The following is a 16055-nucleotide window of genomic DNA, read 5'->3' as shown; positions in this document are numbered from 1 at the left end:
GAGTTCCCCGTGCCTTTCAGGGCGCGGGGACGGAAGGACTTCTGACATGGCCACGCTCGTCTACAAGCAAGCCGCCACCGGAGCGCTCACCGGCCTCGCCCTGGGGGACGCGCTGGGGTATCCGACCGAGTTCAGCGATGTGCCGTCGATCGTCGCCAAGCACGGACCGTGGCGCGAGCTGGCCTTGCCGAAGAGGGCTCTTGTCTCCGACGACACGCAGATGACGCTGGCACTCGGACGGGCGGTGCGGACGGCGATGGACCGGGGTCTGCTCACGCCGTTGCGACTGGCCCGTCCTCTGCGTGAGGAGTTCGTGGACTGGTACCAGTCGCCGGAGAACAACCGGGCTCCGGGGCGCACCTGCCTGAAGGCCTGCTCGCTGCTGAAGGACGAATCCCGCCCCTGGCAGGACGCCAGTCAGATCCACTCCAAGGGCTGCGGCGCCAACATGCGGGTCGCGCCCCTCGGGCTGGTCCCCGGCCTGAGCGACGAACAGCGCGCAGGCGCCGCCCAGTTGCAGTCCGCGCTGACCCACGGTCACCCGACGGCGCTGGCGGCCTCCGACCTCACCGCCCACGCCGTACGGCTGCTCGCACAGGGCGCCGAGCCGGCCGGGCTGATCGGTCTGCTCCGTACGTACGCCCTGGACAACCGCAGCCACTACCACGAGCGCTGGCTCGGCGACCTGTGGAGCCGGGCCCAGGACCCGAGCCCCGAGCAGTTCATCGCGCGCGGCTGGGACGAGTGCCTGGCGATCCTCGACCGGCTCCAGCAGGCCGTGGGCACCGTCTCGCCGGAGGACGACCCGTGCCTGGCCACCGGCGAGGGCTGGATCGCCGAGGAGGCCCTGGCGACCGGGCTGCTGTGCTTCCTGCTCTTCCCCGACGAGCCGCTCACGGCCCTGCGCCGCGCCGCCTGCACCGCCGGCGACTCGGACTCCATCGCCTGCCTGGCGGGCGCCTTCGCCGGCGCGTACCTGGGCGCGGAGTGCTGGCCGGGCGAGTGGGCCGACCGGATCGAGTACCGGAGCGACCTGCTGACCCTCGGCGCGCTCTGGGACGCGTGACGGATGACCGACCTCCTGGACACAGACCTGACGCCCGTGGTGGCCGAACAGCCCGACCCGGTGCTGTTCGCGACCGTCTCCGGCGCCCACCTCTACGGCTTCCCGTCCCGCGACTCGGACGTGGACCTGCGAGGCGCGCACCTGCTGCCGGCCGCTGAGCTGGTGGGTCTGCGCGAGCCGGAGGAGACCCGGTCGCGGATGTGGGTGCGGGACGGTGTCGAGATGGACCTCGTCACGCACGACCTGCGCAAGTTCGTACGCCTGATGCTGCGCCGCAACGGCTACGTGCTGGAGCAGCTGCTCTCGCCGCTCGTCGTGCACACGACCGGCACGCACCAGGAGCTGGTCGCCCTCGCCCCGGGCGTCCTCACCAGCCACCACGCCCACCACTACCGTGGCTTCGGGGCCACGCAGTGGCGGCTGTTCGAGAAGAGCGGCGAGCTCAAGCCGCTGCTCTACACCTTCCGCGTCCTGCTGACCGGTATCCATCTGATGCGCAGCGGCGAGGTGCAGGCGCATCTGCCGACGCTGCTCGGCGACATCGACGCCCCTGCCTATGTGCCGGACCTCATCGCGGCGAAGGCCGAGCGGGAACACGGGCCGGCCGAGGTCGACCACGCGCGCGTGCGGTCGGACGTCGAGCGGTTGCGAGGCGCGCTCGACGAGGCCCAGCAGGCCTCAGCCCTGCCGCCGGCCCCGGTCGTCCATGACGCCCTGCACGACCTCGTCGTACGGGTCCGCCTGCAGGACTGAGGCGCGGCGGGCTCGGGCGAGGAAGTCCTCCACGCGTCGCCGGTCGGGCGCGGCCGGGAGCGGGCTGCGGCGGACGGCCTCCTCGGCCTCCCGCTCCAGACGGGCCATCCGCGTCTCGACCTCCGGCCAGGAGACCTCGCCGCGCTTCACCGCGAGGAGGGGCTCCCGCTGGTCGCGGACGTCGATCGTGAGCATGCCCGTGCGCAGCAGGTCGCGGGCGCTGGTCAGCAGGCGGAGCAGGTGCATGGCGTGCTTCCAGCGGGGGGCGCCGTGGCTGCGGACGTGGGCTTCGAGCTTGCGGCGCTGGCTCTGCGCGTAGCGCGCGAACGTGTCGTGGACCTGCCGGGAGAGGAACGCTCCGCGCAGGGCGAGCAGCTCGCGGCCGGTGTCGTCGGCGTGCTCCACGAGCGGGGAGTGCAGGCACTCCAGGATGTTGGGGTTGGCGCGCAGGGCCAGCTCGCAGAAGCGTTCCAGCTCCCAGCTGAACTGCTCCTCGGCCGGGCCCTCGACGTGCGTCGGCGGCTTGTCGAAGCGCCAGAACAGAGGCGTGGGAGCCAGGAACACGCCACGGCGGTCGGTGTCGCTGTCGTCCGTCGCCAGCCCGAAAGCGCGCGAACCCATCACACAGGAGTAGATCGTGTGGTCGCGTACCAGGGCCTCGGGCTGCATGCCCGGGAGCGTACGCGGCCCCTCACGTCAGGCGAACCGAGTTTCCCTCCACGGTGATCTGCTCGGCGGGCAGCGGCCGTGTCGCCGGGCCGTGCGCCACCGAGCCGTCGGCGATGCGGAACTTGCTGCCGTGACAGACGCAGTTGATGGTGCCGTCGGAGACGGACGCCACCGTGCAGCGCTGGTGGGTGCAGATCGCCGAGAAGGCCTTGAACTGCCCCTGCTCGGGCTGGGTCACCACGACTTCTTCTTCCTTGAAGATCTTGCCGCCGCCGACGGGGATCTCGTCCGTGGCGGCCAGCTCCTGACCGGCCGCCTCCCGGCCGGTGGGCGAGCTCGTCGACGCGGAGCCGTTGTCGTCGCCGCCCCCGCCGCAGGCCGCGACGAGCACCGCCGCGCCCGTAGCGCCCGTCGCGAGGAGAACCGTGCGACGTGTGGTCTCGTAAGTCATGTCGTCACTCCGAAGGTGCTAAATGGGAGTAATTCGGAATTCTATGAATCTTTGCATCGAAAATACCCAAGGAGTGGTAAGCCCGGTGTCTCATCGGATGGGCGCCGCGCACCCCTGCCGCGCGGGCTGACTAGGCTTGACGCACAGCGCGACACACAGCGACACGCACGTCAGCAAGGAGCATCGCCGTGGCGGTACGAGCGGTCCGGGGCGCCGTCCAACTCGAACGGGACGAGGCCGGGCACATGGACGAGCAGGTCGGAGCCCTGCTCACGGCCATCCTGGAGCGCAACGACCTCACCGCCGAGGACCTGATCAGCATCTGGTTCACGGCCACGCCCGACCTGCACAGCGATTTCCCGGCGGCCGCCGCCCGCAAGCTCGGCATCGTCGACGTCCCGCTGATCTGCGCCCAGGAACTGGACATCGAGGGCGCCATGCCGCGTGTCGTCCGGGTCCTCGCGCACATCGAATCCGACAAGCCCCGCGCCGAGATCGCGCACGTCTACCTCGGCGCCGCGGGCGCCCTGCGCAAGGACATCGCCCAGTGAGGACCGCACTCGTCATCGGCACCGGGCTCATCGGCACGTCCGCCGCCCTCGCCCTGTCCCAGCGGGGCGTCACCGTGCACCTCGCCGACCACGACCCGGAGCAGGCCCGTACGGCCGCAGCGCTCGGCGCCGGCACGGACGAGGCGCCGGACCGACCCGTCGACCTCGCGATCGTCGCCGCCCCGCCCGCCCACGTGGCGGACGTGCTCGCCGACGCCATGCGCCGCGGTGTGGCGCGCGGCTACCTCGACGTCGCCAGTGTCAAGGGCGGGCCGCGCCGCGAACTGGAGACCCGCGGCCTCGACCTGACGGCGTACCTGGGCACGCACCCCATGTCGGGCCGGGAGAAGTCCGGCCCGCTCGCCGCCACCGGCGACCTCTTCGAGGGCCGCCCCTGGGTGCTCACCCCGACCCGGGACACCGACACCGAGGTGCTGAACCTCGCCCTGGAGCTGGTCTCGCACTGCCGTGCCGTGCCGGTCGTGATGGACGCCGACGCCCACGACCGTGCCGTCGCCCTCGTCTCCCACATGCCCCACCTGGTCTCCAGCCTGGTCGCCGCGCGCCTCGAGCACGCCGAGGAGGCCGCCGTACGGCTGTGCGGGCAGGGCATCCGGGACGTGACGCGGATCGCCGCCTCCGACCCCGGGATGTGGATCGACATCCTCTCCGCGAACCCGGGGCCGGTCGCCGACCTGCTGACGGACGTCGCCGCCGACCTGGAGGAGACCGTGCGGGCCCTGCGTGCCCTCCAGTCCTCCGACGACGACAAGCGCCGTGACGGCACCACCGGCATCGAGGACGTCCTGCGGCGCGGCAACGCCGGGCAGGTCCGCGTGCCCGGCAAGCACGGATCCGCTCCGCGGCTCTACGAGACCGTGGCCGTGCTCATCGACGACCAGCCCGGACAGCTGGCCCGGATCTTCGCGGACGCGGGCAGGGCCGGCGTCAACATCGAGGACGTGCGCATCGAGCACGCGACCGGGCAGCAGGCCGGTCTCGTGCAGCTGATGGTGGAGCCGAAGGCGGCACCCGTGCTGAGTGCCGCGCTGCGGGACCGTGGCTGGGCGATCCGGCAGTAGTGCATCCTGGATGTGGCTGAGCGACGCGCGGCCGGACGAGTGACCCGCACCCAGTAACCTTGTGCGGGGCCCTCGCGCCCCCACCCCCGCCAGCCCGGTTCAGGAAGGTCCCCACAGTGGAAAGCGCCACGCCAGTGATTGTCGCCATCGACGGCCCCGCCGGCACGGGCAAGTCGAGCACCTCGAAGGCCGTGGCGGCACAGCTCGGACTGAGCTACCTGGACACCGGCGCCCAGTACCGGGCGATCACCTGGTGGATGGTGACCAACGGCATCGACATCGACGACCCCGCCGCCATCGCCGCGGCGGCCGGCAAGCCGGAGATCGTCTCCGGCACCGACCCGCAGGGCCCCACCATCACCGTCGACGGCGTCGACGTGGCCGGCCCGATCCGCACCCAGGAGGTCTCCTCCAAGGTCAGCGCGGTCAGCGCGGTGCCCGAGGTGCGCGCCCGGATCACCGAGCTCCAGCGTTCGATCGCGGCCTCCGCGGCGAACGGCGTCGTGGTCGAGGGCCGCGACATCGGCACGACCGTGCTGCCGGACGCCGATCTGAAGATCTTCCTCACCGCCTCCCCGGAGGCGCGTGCCGCCCGCCGCAGCGGCGAGCTGAAGGGCGCCGACGTGCACTCCACCCGCGAGGCCCTGATCAAGCGGGACGCGGCCGACTCCAGCCGCAAGACCTCGCCGCTCGCCAAGGCGGACGACGCGGTCGAGGTGGACACCACCGAACTCACGCTGGCCCAGGTCATCGAGTGCGTCGTCACCCTCGTCGAGGAGAAGCGGGCCGGGAAGTGACCGACCAGCTGCCTTCCCTGCGGGGCGCCGACGTCGGGCGGCGCATCGGCGTCGGCCTGATGTACGGGCTGTGGAAGCCGCGCGTGCTCGGCTCCTGGCGGGTGCCCACGACCGGCCCGGTGATCCTCGCCGTCAACCACTCCCACGTCATCGACGGCCCGATGGTCATGGGCGTGGCGCCCCGGCCGACGCACTTCCTGATCAAGAAGGAAGCGTTCATCGGCCCGCTCGACCCCTTCCTGACCGGCATCGGCCAGGTGAAGGTGGACCGCGACACCACCGACCGCACGGCGATCACCCGGGCGCTGGGCGTGCTGGAGAACGGCGGCGTGCTCGGCATCTTCCCGGAGGGCACCCGGGGCGAGGGCGACTTCGCCTCGCTGCGCGCCGGGCTCGCGTACTTCGCGGTGCGCAGCGGTGCCCCGATCGTGCCGGTCGCCGTGCTGGGAAGTTCCGACCGGCGGGGACGGTTGATAAAGGGGCTGCCTCCGCTGCGGTCCCGCGTCGACGTCGTCTTCGGGGAGCCCTTCGAGGCGGGCGACGGCAGCGGGCGCCGCACGCGCACGGCGCTGGACGAGGCGACCGGGCGCATCCAGAAGCAGCTCGCCGCCCACCTGGAAAACGCCAGGCGCTTCACCGGGCGCTAGGCAACACTGAGTAGTGGATCAGCCCGCGGGACAGCGGGTACTCCACCGACCACCACGATGAACGACGAGGTACGGACTTCATGAACGACCACACCCAGCCCGACGGCTCGGACGCCTACGAAGGCGCGCCCGAGCACGACCACGGGGCGCTCGGCGACGCCGAGTACGCGGAGTTCATGGAGCTCGCCGTGGAGGAGGGCTTCGACCTCGAGGACGTCGAGGGCGCGATCGAGGAGGCCGGGCACGGCCCGCTGCCCGTCCTCGCCGTGGTCGGCCGCCCCAATGTCGGCAAGTCGACCCTGGTGAACCGCATCATCGGCCGCCGCGAGGCCGTCGTCGAGGACAAGCCCGGTGTCACCCGCGACCGTGTGACCTACGAGGCCGAGTGGGCGGGCCGCCGCTTCAAGGTCGTCGACACCGGCGGCTGGGAGCAGGACGTCCTCGGCATCGACGCCTCCGTCGCCGCCCAGGCCGAGTACGCCATCGAGGCGGCCGACGCCGTCGTCTTCGTCGTCGACGCCAAGGTCGGCGCCACCGACACCGACGAGGCCGTCGTCCGGCTGCTGCGCAAGGCCGGCAAGCCGGTCGTGCTGTGCGCCAACAAGGTGGACGGCCCGAGCGGCGAGGCCGACGCGGCCTACCTGTGGTCGCTGGGCCTGGGGGAGCCGTACCCGGTCTCCGCGCTGCACGGCCGGGGCACCGGCGACATGCTCGACCAGGTCCTGGAAGTGCTGCCGGAGGCGCCGCGCGAGACGTTCGGCGGGGGCGGCATCGGCGGGCCGCGCCGCATCGCCCTGATCGGCCGCCCGAACGTGGGCAAGTCCTCGCTGCTGAACAAGGTGGCCGGCGAGGAGCGCGTCGTCGTCAACGAAATCGCCGGCACCACCCGGGACCCGGTCGACGAGCTGATCGAACTCGGCGGCGTCACCTGGAAGTTCGTCGACACGGCGGGCATCCGCAAGCGCGTCCACCTCCAGCAGGGCGCCGACTACTACGCCTCGCTGCGCACCGCCGCCGCCGTCGAGAAGGCGGAGGTCGCGGTCATCCTCATCGACGCCTCCGAGTCCATCTCGGTGCAGGACCAGCGGATCGTCACCATGGCCGTCGAGGCGGGCCGTGCGATCGTCCTCGCCTTCAACAAGTGGGACACCCTCGACGAGGAGCGCCGCTACTACCTGGAGCGGGAGATCGAGACGGAGCTGGGCCAGGTCGCGTGGGCCCCGCGCGTCAACGTCTCGGCGCGCACCGGCCGCCACATGGAGAAGCTGGTCCCGGCGATCGAGACGGCCCTGGCGGGCTGGGAGACCCGGGTCCCGACCGGCAGGCTGAACGCGTTCCTCGGCGAGCTGGTCGCCGCCCACCCGCACCCGATCCGGGGCGGCAAGCAGCCGCGCATCCTGTTCGGCACGCAGGCGGGCACCAAGCCGCCGCGGTTCGTGTTCTTCGCCTCCGGCTTCATCGAGGCGGGCTACCGGCGCTTCATCGAGCGCCGCCTGCGCGAGGAGTTCGCCTTCGAGGGGACGCCGATCCACATCTCGGTGCGGGTCCGCGAGAAGCGCGGCAAGAAGAAGTAGCAGGACAAGGGCGAAAAGCGGAAGGGCGGTCCCGGCCGGGACCGCCCTTCCGCTGTGCGGTGCTCGCTTCAGACGCCGCTGCGCCGGCCCGGCGGCAGCGCGGCCGGCACGTGGTGCATCCCCGTGCCGTGCGAGCCGATGGTCCCGACGCGCTGCCACTGCGGCTGCTGTCCGGCGGCATGTCGGGCGCTCTGGGCGCCCGCGCTGTAGGCGCTGTAGGAGTTGCTGTGGGAACTGCCGTACGAACCCGTGCTGTGCGGGAGGTTCCCGAAGGCGGTGAAGCCGAGTTTCTCCTCGCCGCTGCGGTCGCCGGGAAGTGCGCGGAAGGACTTGACGTACTCGGCGTAGAGCGCGTCGTAGATCGGCGTGGCCGATGGGCCGCCCTGGGAGTCCTGAGCCGACCGTGCGGAGGGGATCGACGAGTAGGACTGGCGGCGGGGAACGTCATATGCGTGCACGTATGTCCAAACGACCCCGCGGGTCAAGGGATGCGGCCCCGGTACGGCTTTCGCAGGGGTGCGGTCTGCCCGGGTGACGCGCCGCTCAGGTGCCGGCCAGCGGCAGCGCGGCGGCCACGAGCTTTCCGGTCGCCGCCGCCTTGTCCAGCGCGTCCCGCAGCAGGTCCTCGCGCGGCTGCCGGCCGATCGAGCCGACCGGCGCGGCGAACATCAGCACCTGCTGGTGCTTGTTGGCGGCCGCGCGCCAGCCCTCGGTGACCTGGAGCGGCTGGTGCGCCTGCCACCAGGCCACCGGCTGGCCGCCGTTGCTGCCGGGCTGGAGCACCGCGTGCAGCTGGCCCACGGCGAGCAGCACCGACCAGCCGTGCAGCACCGGCGGTACGGCGGACAGCTCGGTCAGCGGCATGAAGCCCTGCTCGATGAGCAGCGGCAGGAAGTCGTCGCCGGAGCCCGTGGTGCCCGGTCGGGCGATGGGCGCGGTCGGCTCCACCACCAGGGCCGGGTGCAGCTCCCCGGCGATCAGCACGAGTCCGCTGGTCACGCCGAGCACCGCCTGCTCGGGCACCACCTTGTCGGGCTCCAGGTCGACGGTGTCGCCGGTGATGGACTTCACGGCGCCCCGGAGCTGTTCCTCGGTGACCTGGACGACCTGCGAGGGCAGACAGCCGGCGTGGGCGAAGGCGAGGACGGCGGTCTCGTCCCCGATGAACAGGACGGTGCTGGTGCGCTCCTGCTCGGAGTCGCCCGGAGTGCGGCAGGACGTGCAGTCGTAACTGCCCGGGGCGGTCTCTCCGGCGAGCAGGCGGTCGGCTTCTTCGTCGCCGATCTCGGCGCGTACCTCGTCGCTGACGTCGAGCATGCGCGGCACGGGTGGCTCCCTCGGGGATGCGGTGCGTGGCAGGACCGGGTGGCTCCCGGCCCGTGGTCCGGGTGGGTCCCGGCTCATGAAGATGACAACGGGCGATCTGTGGCGGGAGTCACGCCCCAGAGCGAACGGAATCGAACCAACCGGCGCGCAGGGTCACGCTCGGCGCGGAATCGCGCACTCATCGTCAACTCGGCGGTTTGTAGAGGAGGTTGAGAGGGTGAAGTGGGTCACAGTCCGTCGGGCGCGTGGGTCGACATATCAGGAAATCCGGGAATGAAGTGGGTGTCCGGAAATAGCCGTTACCCGAGGTATCGGGGAACTGGCCTGGCACGACGGGCAACCGGTTGATGACGGCCCGTCAACTCCTTAGATTCCTCGGCCGTGTGCAGCGAGCACCGCTCGGGTACGTCCGCCGGCCGCGTGATTCTCCGGAACCACGCGCAGCACCACACCGGCGGACGGGGCGAGCGCGACCCACGTGCCCCATGGCGCGGGGAGTGGCGTTCCGCCTTGGGGGACCCCGGGTGTTTCGAGAGGGAACTACATGTCCGAATGTGCCGATACCACGCGCGACAACGCTCGGAAGAACCAGGTTCGTACGACGGCGGTCCTCGCCGGCGCGGCACTGCTCGCGCCCCTCGGACTGCTCGCCGCGACCGGAAACGCCGCGGCGGCTGACAGCGGAGTGTGGGACCGCATCGCCCAGTGTGAGAGCGGCGGCAACTGGCACATCAACACCGGCAACGGCTACTACGGCGGACTCCAGTTCGCCCCCTCCACCTGGCGCGCCTACGGCGGCACGGCCTACGCGCCCACCGCCGACCGGGCGAGCAAGTCCCAGCAGATCGCCGTCGCCACCAAGGTCCAGCGCGCGCAGGGATGGGGCGCCTGGCCGACCTGCTCGGCACGCGCCGGGGCGAGCGGCAGCGCACCCGCGGCGTCCGCTGCGGCCGACCCGGTCACCTCCGTCAAGCCCGCTCCGGCGAAGCCCTCGAAGACGCCGGCGCGTTCCACGGCACACCCCGACCGCGGCTCCTCCCGCGGCGACTACACCGTCCGCGCGGGCGACACCCTGAGCGGCGTCGCCGCCCGGCACGGGACCACCTGGCAGCACCTCTACGCCGCCAACAAGGCCGCCATCGGCGGTGATCCCGACATCATCGTGCCCGGCCTGCGCCTCGAACTCTGAGCCGCTCCCCCTCGCCGGGACACGGGCCCCGTCCGGTCGGCCGACCGGACGGGGCCTTCGCGCGCCGGGTCGGCGGGGGAGCCCGCTGGTCAGTAGGGGAGCTCGCGGTCAGTGGGGGAGCTCGCCCGCCTCGCCGGCGAACACGACCGCCCCGCGGCGCAGTTCGTAGACGATCGCGGACCGCTCCCGCAGGGCGGGCGGCAGGCGCTGCTCGGCGACCACCACGCACGCGTCGAGCGCGCTCAGCAGCTCGTAGGTACGGGCCGCGACCGAGGGCGACATGCCCTGGGCGGGCTCGTCGACGAGCACCACACGTGCGCGTGCCAGCAGCGCCCTGGACAGGGCGAGCATGCGCTGCTCCCCGCCGGAGAGGGTGCCGGCCCGCCGCTCCAGCAGGGACCGCAGCTGCGGATAGGCGTCGAGGGCCGGGTCGTGGTCGGGGGCGGCGAGGTCGAGGTTCTCGCGCACGGTGAGCGAGCCGAACACGGCCTGCCGCTCCGGGACCAGGCACAGCCCGCGCCGGGCCCTCTCGTACGCGGGTACGCGCGTCACGTCGGCGCCGTCCCACACCACCGCTCCGCCCGACAGGGGCACCGCTCCGGCCAGGGCGCGCAGGGCCGTGCTGCGGCCGGAGCCGTTGCGGCCCAGCAGGACGGTCAGGCCCGGGCCGGGGGCGGCGAGGGTGACGCCGTGCAGGGCCTCCAGCGGGCCGTAGCGCACGCGCGCGTGGCGCAGGGAGACGGTGGTCATCGCCCGGCCGCCGTTCCCAGGGCGTCCAGGACCTGCCCGGGCGGTCCGGAGGCGACGATCCGGCCCGCCGTCATCACGTGCACGACGTCGGCGAGGCCGGCGACCAGGTCCAGGTCGTGCTCGACGACGAGCAGGGCCGTGCCGTCGGCGGCCAGGGCCCTCAGGACCCGGGTGAGGGCGGCCACTTCGGTGGTGTCGAGGCCGGCGGCGGGCTCGTCGAGCAGCAGGACGCGCGGGGCGCCCGCGAGGGCCCGGGCCAGTTCGACGCGGCGCAGCGTCCCCGTGGGCAGCCCGGCGGCGGGCAGCGCCCGCAACGGCCCGTCGAGACCGAGCAGCCTCAGCGTCCGTTCCACGGCGCCCGGGTCGCTCACCCGGCCCTGCTCGGCGCCCACCCGGACGTTCTCGGCCACGGTCAGCGACGGGAAGACGGCCAGCTGCTGGAAGGTCCGCGCGACGCCGAGCCGGGTGCGGGCGTGTGAGGGCAGGGCGGTGATGTCCCGCCCGCCCAGCCGTACCTCGCCGCGCGCGGGCCGCAGCGTCCCGGCCAGACAGTGGAACAGGGTGCTCTTTCCGGCCCCGTTGGGGCCCACGACCGCGGTGATCCGCCCGGGGAAGACGTCCAGGTCGACCCCGTCGAGCGCGGTGAAGCCGCCGTAGTGGGCGTGGAGACGGCGGGCGGTGAGGAGGGGGGAGGCGGGAGCCGACGGTGTCGAGGTGCCCCGGGAGGCCGGTGGCCGGCTGCTCCGGTCGTGTGCCGGACGTGCCGTCGCCCCTGTTGTCGCTGGCGCTGTCGCTGGCGCTGGCGCTGTCGCTGTCGCTGTCGCGCCCGCCGGCACCGGCGCCGTCCGGGCCGCCCGCCGCTCCAGCGGGCGCAGCCGCCCGCGCGCCCGGGCTCCCGCCGGTGTGAGGGCCGGGACGCGGCGTAGGCGCAGGCGTTCCGCCGCTGTGCGCAGGGCCTCGTACGGGCCGCCCGGGAAGCGGCCCACGAGGACCGCCAGGACGCCGATCAGGGCCGCCGCCACACCGCCGCGCGTGCCCGCGTCCAGGCCGACCAGGAGGGCCGCGGCGCCGAGGGCACCGAGAGTGCTGTCGGCGCCCAGCACCACGACCGCAGCGAACCACAGCAGACCGCGCACGGGGTCGTAGGCGGCGGGGTCGAAGGCGCGCAGGCCCATGCCGAGCATGCCGCCGCCCAGCGCGGCGAGCGCGGCGCCCGCGACGAAGGCGAGCAGCTTGAGGGACGGCACCCGCACGCCCGCCGCCTGCGCCCCCGCCTCGTGGTCCCGCATGGCCGCGAGGGCCCGGCCGGTCCGCCCCCGGCGCAGCGCGTGCGCCGCCAGCAGCGCGAGCACCAGCAGGAGCAGCTCCAGGAGGTAGTACGCGCGGTCCTCCTCGAAACCCGCCGGGCGGCCCAGCGACAGGCCCGCCGTGGCGTACGGCTGGTCGAAGACGAAGCGGCTCACGCCCACGCCGACGGCGAACGTCGCCAGCGCCAGCGCCAGGCCCCGGCGGCCGATCGCCGGCCAGCCCGTGAGCAGGCCGAGCGGTGCCACCAGGACGACCGCCACCGCGAGGGCCACCAGCTCCGGCACGGCCGGCAGGCCCGGGAAGCGGCCCGCCGCCAGCAGCGCGGTGAACAGGGCGCCCAGACCCGCGTACGCCGCCTGCCCCAGCGAGATCTGACCGCCGCGGCCGGTGACCACCACCAGGGACAACAGGACGACGGCCAGCGCCGGCACCTGGATCGACGTGTGCAGATCCCGGCCGGCCAGGCCCAGCGGCAGCAGGAACAGCACGGCCGCCACGATCCACGCGCCGGGCGGAGTCGGAACCCGGGCGGTGGCCGTGCGCGGCAGCGCGTCACGCGTGCCCACGCCCGGCAGGACCAGGGCCGCGACCAGCAGGGCGACGACGAACAGGTTCGTGCCGGCGGCCTGGAGCAGCGGCGCCTCCCACCCGGACGGGTGCAGCCGCGTGAGCTGGCTCTGCGCCACCCCGACGCCCAGCGCCACCACCACCGCCACCGGCAGGCTCCGCATCCGTGCGGCGACCGCGACCGCCACGACCTCCATCACGAGCAGCGACAGCCCGTACGGGTCGAGACGCACGTACGGCGCCAGCAGCACGCCGGTCAGGCCCGCCGTGAAGGAGCCGAACGCCCAGCCCGCCGCTGCCACCCGGTCCGCGTCGATGCCGCCCAGCACGGCGAGCTGCCGGTCGTCGACCACGGCCCGCAGCTCCCGTCCGAACCGTGTCCAGCGGACCACCGCCGCGACCCCCGCGGCCAGCACCAGCACCACCGCCAGCTGCCCCCACGGCTCGTCCGCCACCAGCTCCGGCGCGTCGTCCCGCGCCCCCTGCCCCCACAGCAGCGCCGCCCCGCCCACCAGCAGCACGAACACCCCGATGGACGCCACCAGCGTCTGCGCCGGGTCACCGCCGAGAACCGCCAGGGGCCGGAAGACGAACCGTTCCAGCACGACCCCCAGCCCCGGCGCCAGCACCAGCAGCGTCACCGCGGCCGCGAGCCACAGCGGCCAGCCCCACTCGACCACGCACTGCCGCAGCACGTAGGCGCACACCATCGCGATCGCGCCGTGCGCGAAGTTCAGCACGCCGGTCGCGCGGTACGTCACGATCAGGCCGATCCCGGTCAGCGCCGCCGCGCTGCCCACCGCCAGGCCGGCCAGGGTGAGGTCGTACGTCAGCGAGGACATCGCCCGGTCTCAGTCGGTCTCTTCGGCGGGCTCGCAGATCGGGCACGGGCCCAGCTCGCCGCTCGCCACCAGCTTGGCGTCCACCGGAACCGCCTCCGCCTTCCCCGCCACCAGCGGGCAGTCCGCGCGGTGCCACAGCGTGCCGCCCGGCACCATCAGCAGCTCGCCGCTGACCGCGAGGGGCGCGAGCGCGGCCTGCCCGGTCGCGTCCACCTCGTCCGGCTCGGCCGCCACCAGCAGGCCGTACAGCTCCTCCACGCGCGCGGCGGCGATCGAGTCCCGGCCGTGGGCCAGCAGCACCGCCCCGGAGACGATCAGCGCCGCGCCGGGGACCGTGCAGGAAGCGAGGTAGGGCAGCTGCCGTTCGGCGAAGCGCTCCCCGGAGACGCCGTACCAGCCGACGACGCACAGCACCGCCCCGGCGGCCAACGCCGCCCAGCCGGCCCAGAGGACGGGATGCACGGTCCGCAGTCGGCTTGTCCGCATCGCTGGCTCCCACACGTCGGTTGTCCGGGCACGCGCCTGGCCGCCTGTTCAAGTCCGCCGCTCGCTTGCACTATGCCCCTTGGAAGCTGACCCTGAAAGCACCGGGCGCACATGGCCCGGACCGACACCCGGTGGTGAGCCAGATGGTTCTCGGCAGCGACCTCAGGCGGGGGAACGAGACACGGGGCCCACGAGCCGCGGGACGGGGTACGGCGATCACGGCCGCCCTGATCCTGGCTCTCGCCCCGGCCCTCGCGGCATGCACAGACGACAACGGCGGCGGCAGCGGGAACACGCCGCCCACACCGACCGCGGAGCGGACCACGAGCGCTCCGGCCAGCGCGCCGGCGGACCGGGCCGCGGCCGAGACGGAGATCAGGCAGAACTGGGAGAAGTTCTTCGACCCGAAGACCCCGACCGAGGACAAGCAGGCCCTCCTGGAGAACGGCGACCGGATGCGCCCCGTCCTCGAGGCCTTCAGCGGTGACGAGCGCGGCGGACAGGTCCAGGCGAAGGTCACCAAGATCGAGTTCACCTCGGCGACCGAGGCGGACGTGACGTACACACTCACCCTGAGGGGCGCGACCGTCCTGCCGGACGCCTCCGGGACGGCCGTCGAGGAGAACGGCACCTGGAAGCTGTCCGCCAAGACGCTGTGCGCGCTGGTGCAACTGAGCGGCAATGCGTCGCCGGTCCCGGGCTGCTGAGGCCCTCGCCGCGGCGCTGCTGCTCGCCCTGAGCGCGGCCTGCGGCAGCCGGCTCCCCGAGAGCGACTTCGAGCACGACGACCGCACCCCCGCGCCGCGCGACGCCGCGCCCCTGCGGGTCGGCATCATCACCAGCGCCACCAGCCCCGTCGGCGGCGCCGCCTTCACCGGCCCGCGCGACGGGGCCAAGGCCTGGTTCGACCGGCTCAACGCGCGCGGGGGCGTCGGCGGCCGCCGCGTGGAGGTGCGCCTGTGCGACGACGGCGGCAGCGGCGTCGGCAACAACGAGTGCGTGCACCGGCTGGTCGAGGAGGACGAGGTCGTCGCCCTGGTCGCCACCACCGCCCTGGACTACGCGGGCGCCTCCCGCGTCTCCCGCGCGCGCGTGCCCGACATCGGCGGCCAGCCCCTCGGCAGCGCCTACGACACCTACCCGCACCTCTACGGCATCTACGGCAGCCTCGCGCCGCGCAACGGCACCACCGGCTGGGACGGCAAGCTGTACGGCGGCACCGAGGTCTACCGCTACTTCAAGCGCGAGCACGGCGCCCGGACCGCCGCCGTCGTCTCCTACAACCAGTCCGCGTCCGCCGCCTACGCCCGGCTCGTCGAACGGGGCCTGCGCGCCGAGGGCTACAAGGTCGTCACCGAGCAGGTCGACTTCGCCCTGCCCAACTTCCGCGCCGTCGCGGCCGACCTGAAGGAACAGGGCGCCGACCTCGTCTTCGACGCCATCGACAGCCACGGCAACGCCCGGCTGTGCCAGGCCATGGACGAGGTCGGCGCCCGTGTCACCGCCAAGGTGACCAACGTGCAGAACTGGACGTCCACCGTCGCCGAGGCCTACAAGGACGCCCCGCGCTGCCGCAACGCCCTCTGGGCGACCGGCTCCAGCCGCAACTTCGACGACACCGGCCACCCGGCCGTACGGGAGTTCCGCGAGGCGACGAAGGGCCTGAAGACGCACTCGCAGTGGCAGCTGGAGGGCTGGGCGGCCGCACGCTGGTTCACGGACGCCGCGCGGTCCTGCGTGAAGACGGGCATCACGCGCGCGTGCGTCGACGCCTCCATGAACCGCAGCCAGGGATACACCGCGGGCGGACTGCTCCTGCCCGTCCGGTTCGAGCGGCGCCCCGAGCCGCCCAGGACCAGCCGGACCTGCCTGTCGGTGGCCCGCTGGCAGGACGGCAGGGGCTGGGTCGGCCAGGGGGACATGAACCGCACCTGCTTCGACGTCCCCCAGCTGGCGTACGAGCCTTGAGGACAGTGGCTGTCCGCAAGGGCTGGCAG

17 protein-coding genes are annotated in these 16055 nt (G+C 73.3%); 10 read left to right on the top strand and 7 right to left on the bottom strand.

Annotation, left to right across the window (positions count from 1 at the left end):
• Positions 1 to 46: 46 nt before the first annotated feature.
• A complete protein-coding gene (locus tag ACZ3I3_RS39545; protein WP_467372633.1) occupies positions 47 to 1066 on the top strand; it encodes an ADP-ribosylglycohydrolase family protein in 1020 nt (339 codons plus the stop codon).
• A 3-nt stretch (positions 1067 to 1069) separates the two neighbouring features.
• Positions 1070 to 1819 carry a nucleotidyltransferase domain-containing protein gene (locus ACZ3I3_RS39540; RefSeq protein ID WP_467372632.1) on the top strand — a complete coding sequence of 250 codons (750 nt, stop codon included), beginning with the start codon at positions 1070 to 1072 and terminating at the stop codon, positions 1817 to 1819.
• On the opposite strand, the gene ACZ3I3_RS39535 is transcribed toward ACZ3I3_RS39540, so the two are convergent.
• Together ACZ3I3_RS39535 and ACZ3I3_RS39530 are read right to left on the bottom strand one after the other, a co-directional pair.
• Entirely contained in the window at positions 1745 to 2488 is a 744-nt protein-coding gene (locus tag ACZ3I3_RS39535; protein WP_467372631.1) for a nucleotidyltransferase domain-containing protein, read from the bottom strand. The two genes, ACZ3I3_RS39540 and ACZ3I3_RS39535, sit on opposite strands and share 75 nt — an antisense overlap.
• Before the next feature lie 22 nt (positions 2489 to 2510).
• Positions 2511 to 2939, bottom strand: coding sequence for a Rieske (2Fe-2S) protein (locus tag ACZ3I3_RS39530; RefSeq protein WP_467372630.1), 429 nt, complete (start codon positions 2937 to 2939; stop codon positions 2511 to 2513).
• Between the two features lie 188 nt (positions 2940 to 3127).
• Between ACZ3I3_RS39530 and aroH the strand changes: the two genes are divergently transcribed.
• The 5 genes from aroH (at position 3128) to der (ending at position 7590) form a co-directional block, all read left to right on the top strand.
• Positions 3128 to 3490, top strand: coding sequence for a chorismate mutase (aroH, locus tag ACZ3I3_RS39525; RefSeq protein WP_467372629.1), 363 nt, complete (start codon positions 3128 to 3130; stop codon positions 3488 to 3490).
• The gene (locus ACZ3I3_RS39520) at positions 3487 to 4572 is read left to right on the top strand and encodes a prephenate dehydrogenase (protein WP_467372628.1); all 1086 of its coding nucleotides are present in this window, start codon (positions 3487 to 3489) and stop codon (positions 4570 to 4572) included. The genes aroH and ACZ3I3_RS39520 overlap by 4 nt, the downstream gene beginning before the upstream one ends.
• Positions 4573 to 4688: 116 nt before the next feature.
• Positions 4689 to 5369: a (d)CMP kinase gene (gene cmk / locus ACZ3I3_RS39515; RefSeq protein WP_467372627.1), complete on the top strand. Its 681-nt coding sequence runs from the start codon at positions 4689 to 4691 to the stop codon at positions 5367 to 5369.
• On the top strand, positions 5366 to 6016 hold the full coding sequence (locus ACZ3I3_RS39510) for a lysophospholipid acyltransferase family protein (protein ID WP_467372626.1): 651 nt from the start codon (positions 5366 to 5368) through the stop codon (positions 6014 to 6016). The genes cmk and ACZ3I3_RS39510 overlap by 4 nt, the downstream gene beginning before the upstream one ends.
• Positions 6017 to 6096: 80 nt before the next feature.
• A complete protein-coding gene (gene der, locus ACZ3I3_RS39505) occupies positions 6097 to 7590 on the top strand; it encodes a ribosome biogenesis GTPase Der (RefSeq protein ID WP_467372625.1) in 1494 nt (497 codons plus the stop codon).
• A 68-nt stretch (positions 7591 to 7658) separates the two neighbouring features.
• On the opposite strand, the gene ACZ3I3_RS39500 is transcribed toward der, so the two are convergent.
• Together ACZ3I3_RS39500 and ACZ3I3_RS39495 are read right to left on the bottom strand one after the other, a co-directional pair.
• Positions 7659 to 8048, bottom strand: a complete 390-nt coding sequence (locus tag ACZ3I3_RS39500; RefSeq protein ID WP_467372624.1) for a hypothetical protein — start codon at positions 8046 to 8048, stop codon at positions 7659 to 7661.
• Positions 8049 to 8133: 85 nt separating this feature from the next.
• The gene (locus tag ACZ3I3_RS39495; protein WP_467372623.1) at positions 8134 to 8916 is read right to left on the bottom strand and encodes a hypothetical protein; all 783 of its coding nucleotides are present in this window, start codon (positions 8914 to 8916) and stop codon (positions 8134 to 8136) included.
• A gap of 544 nt (positions 8917 to 9460) precedes the next feature.
• Here ACZ3I3_RS39495 and ACZ3I3_RS39490 point away from each other — a divergent pair.
• The gene (locus ACZ3I3_RS39490) at positions 9461 to 10105 is read left to right on the top strand and encodes a LysM peptidoglycan-binding domain-containing protein (protein ID WP_467372622.1); all 645 of its coding nucleotides are present in this window, start codon (positions 9461 to 9463) and stop codon (positions 10103 to 10105) included.
• A gap of 108 nt (positions 10106 to 10213) precedes the next feature.
• Here ACZ3I3_RS39490 and ACZ3I3_RS39485 read toward each other — a convergent pair whose 3' ends face one another.
• From ACZ3I3_RS39485 to ACZ3I3_RS39475, 3 genes are read right to left on the bottom strand one after another with little or no spacing between them, the layout of a single operon-like run.
• A complete protein-coding gene (locus tag ACZ3I3_RS39485) occupies positions 10214 to 10855 on the bottom strand; it encodes an ATP-binding cassette domain-containing protein (protein ID WP_467372621.1) in 642 nt (213 codons plus the stop codon).
• Positions 10852 to 13572, bottom strand: a complete 2721-nt coding sequence (locus ACZ3I3_RS39480; RefSeq protein ID WP_467372620.1) for an ABC transporter permease subunit — start codon at positions 13570 to 13572, stop codon at positions 10852 to 10854. Before ACZ3I3_RS39480 ends, ACZ3I3_RS39485 begins: the two co-directional genes overlap by 4 nt.
• 9 nt (positions 13573 to 13581) lie before the next feature.
• Entirely contained in the window at positions 13582 to 14058 is a 477-nt protein-coding gene (locus ACZ3I3_RS39475) for a hypothetical protein (protein WP_467372619.1), read from the bottom strand.
• A 143-nt stretch (positions 14059 to 14201) separates the two neighbouring features.
• Between ACZ3I3_RS39475 and ACZ3I3_RS39470 the strand changes: the two genes are divergently transcribed.
• Both ACZ3I3_RS39470 and ACZ3I3_RS39465 read left to right on the top strand, forming a co-directional pair.
• Complete coding sequence (locus tag ACZ3I3_RS39470; protein WP_467372618.1) at positions 14202 to 14765, top strand: MTB12 C-terminal domain-containing protein; 564 nt, start codon at positions 14202 to 14204, stop codon at positions 14763 to 14765.
• A complete protein-coding gene (locus ACZ3I3_RS39465) occupies positions 14740 to 16026 on the top strand; it encodes an ABC transporter substrate-binding protein (RefSeq protein ID WP_467372616.1) in 1287 nt (428 codons plus the stop codon). Before ACZ3I3_RS39470 ends, ACZ3I3_RS39465 begins: the two co-directional genes overlap by 26 nt.
• Positions 16027 to 16055: the final 29 nt, after the last annotated feature.

Source organism: Streptomyces sp. NPDC016851 (genome assembly GCF_055562795.1).
This window is presented reverse-complemented; position numbering and strand designations above follow the sequence as displayed.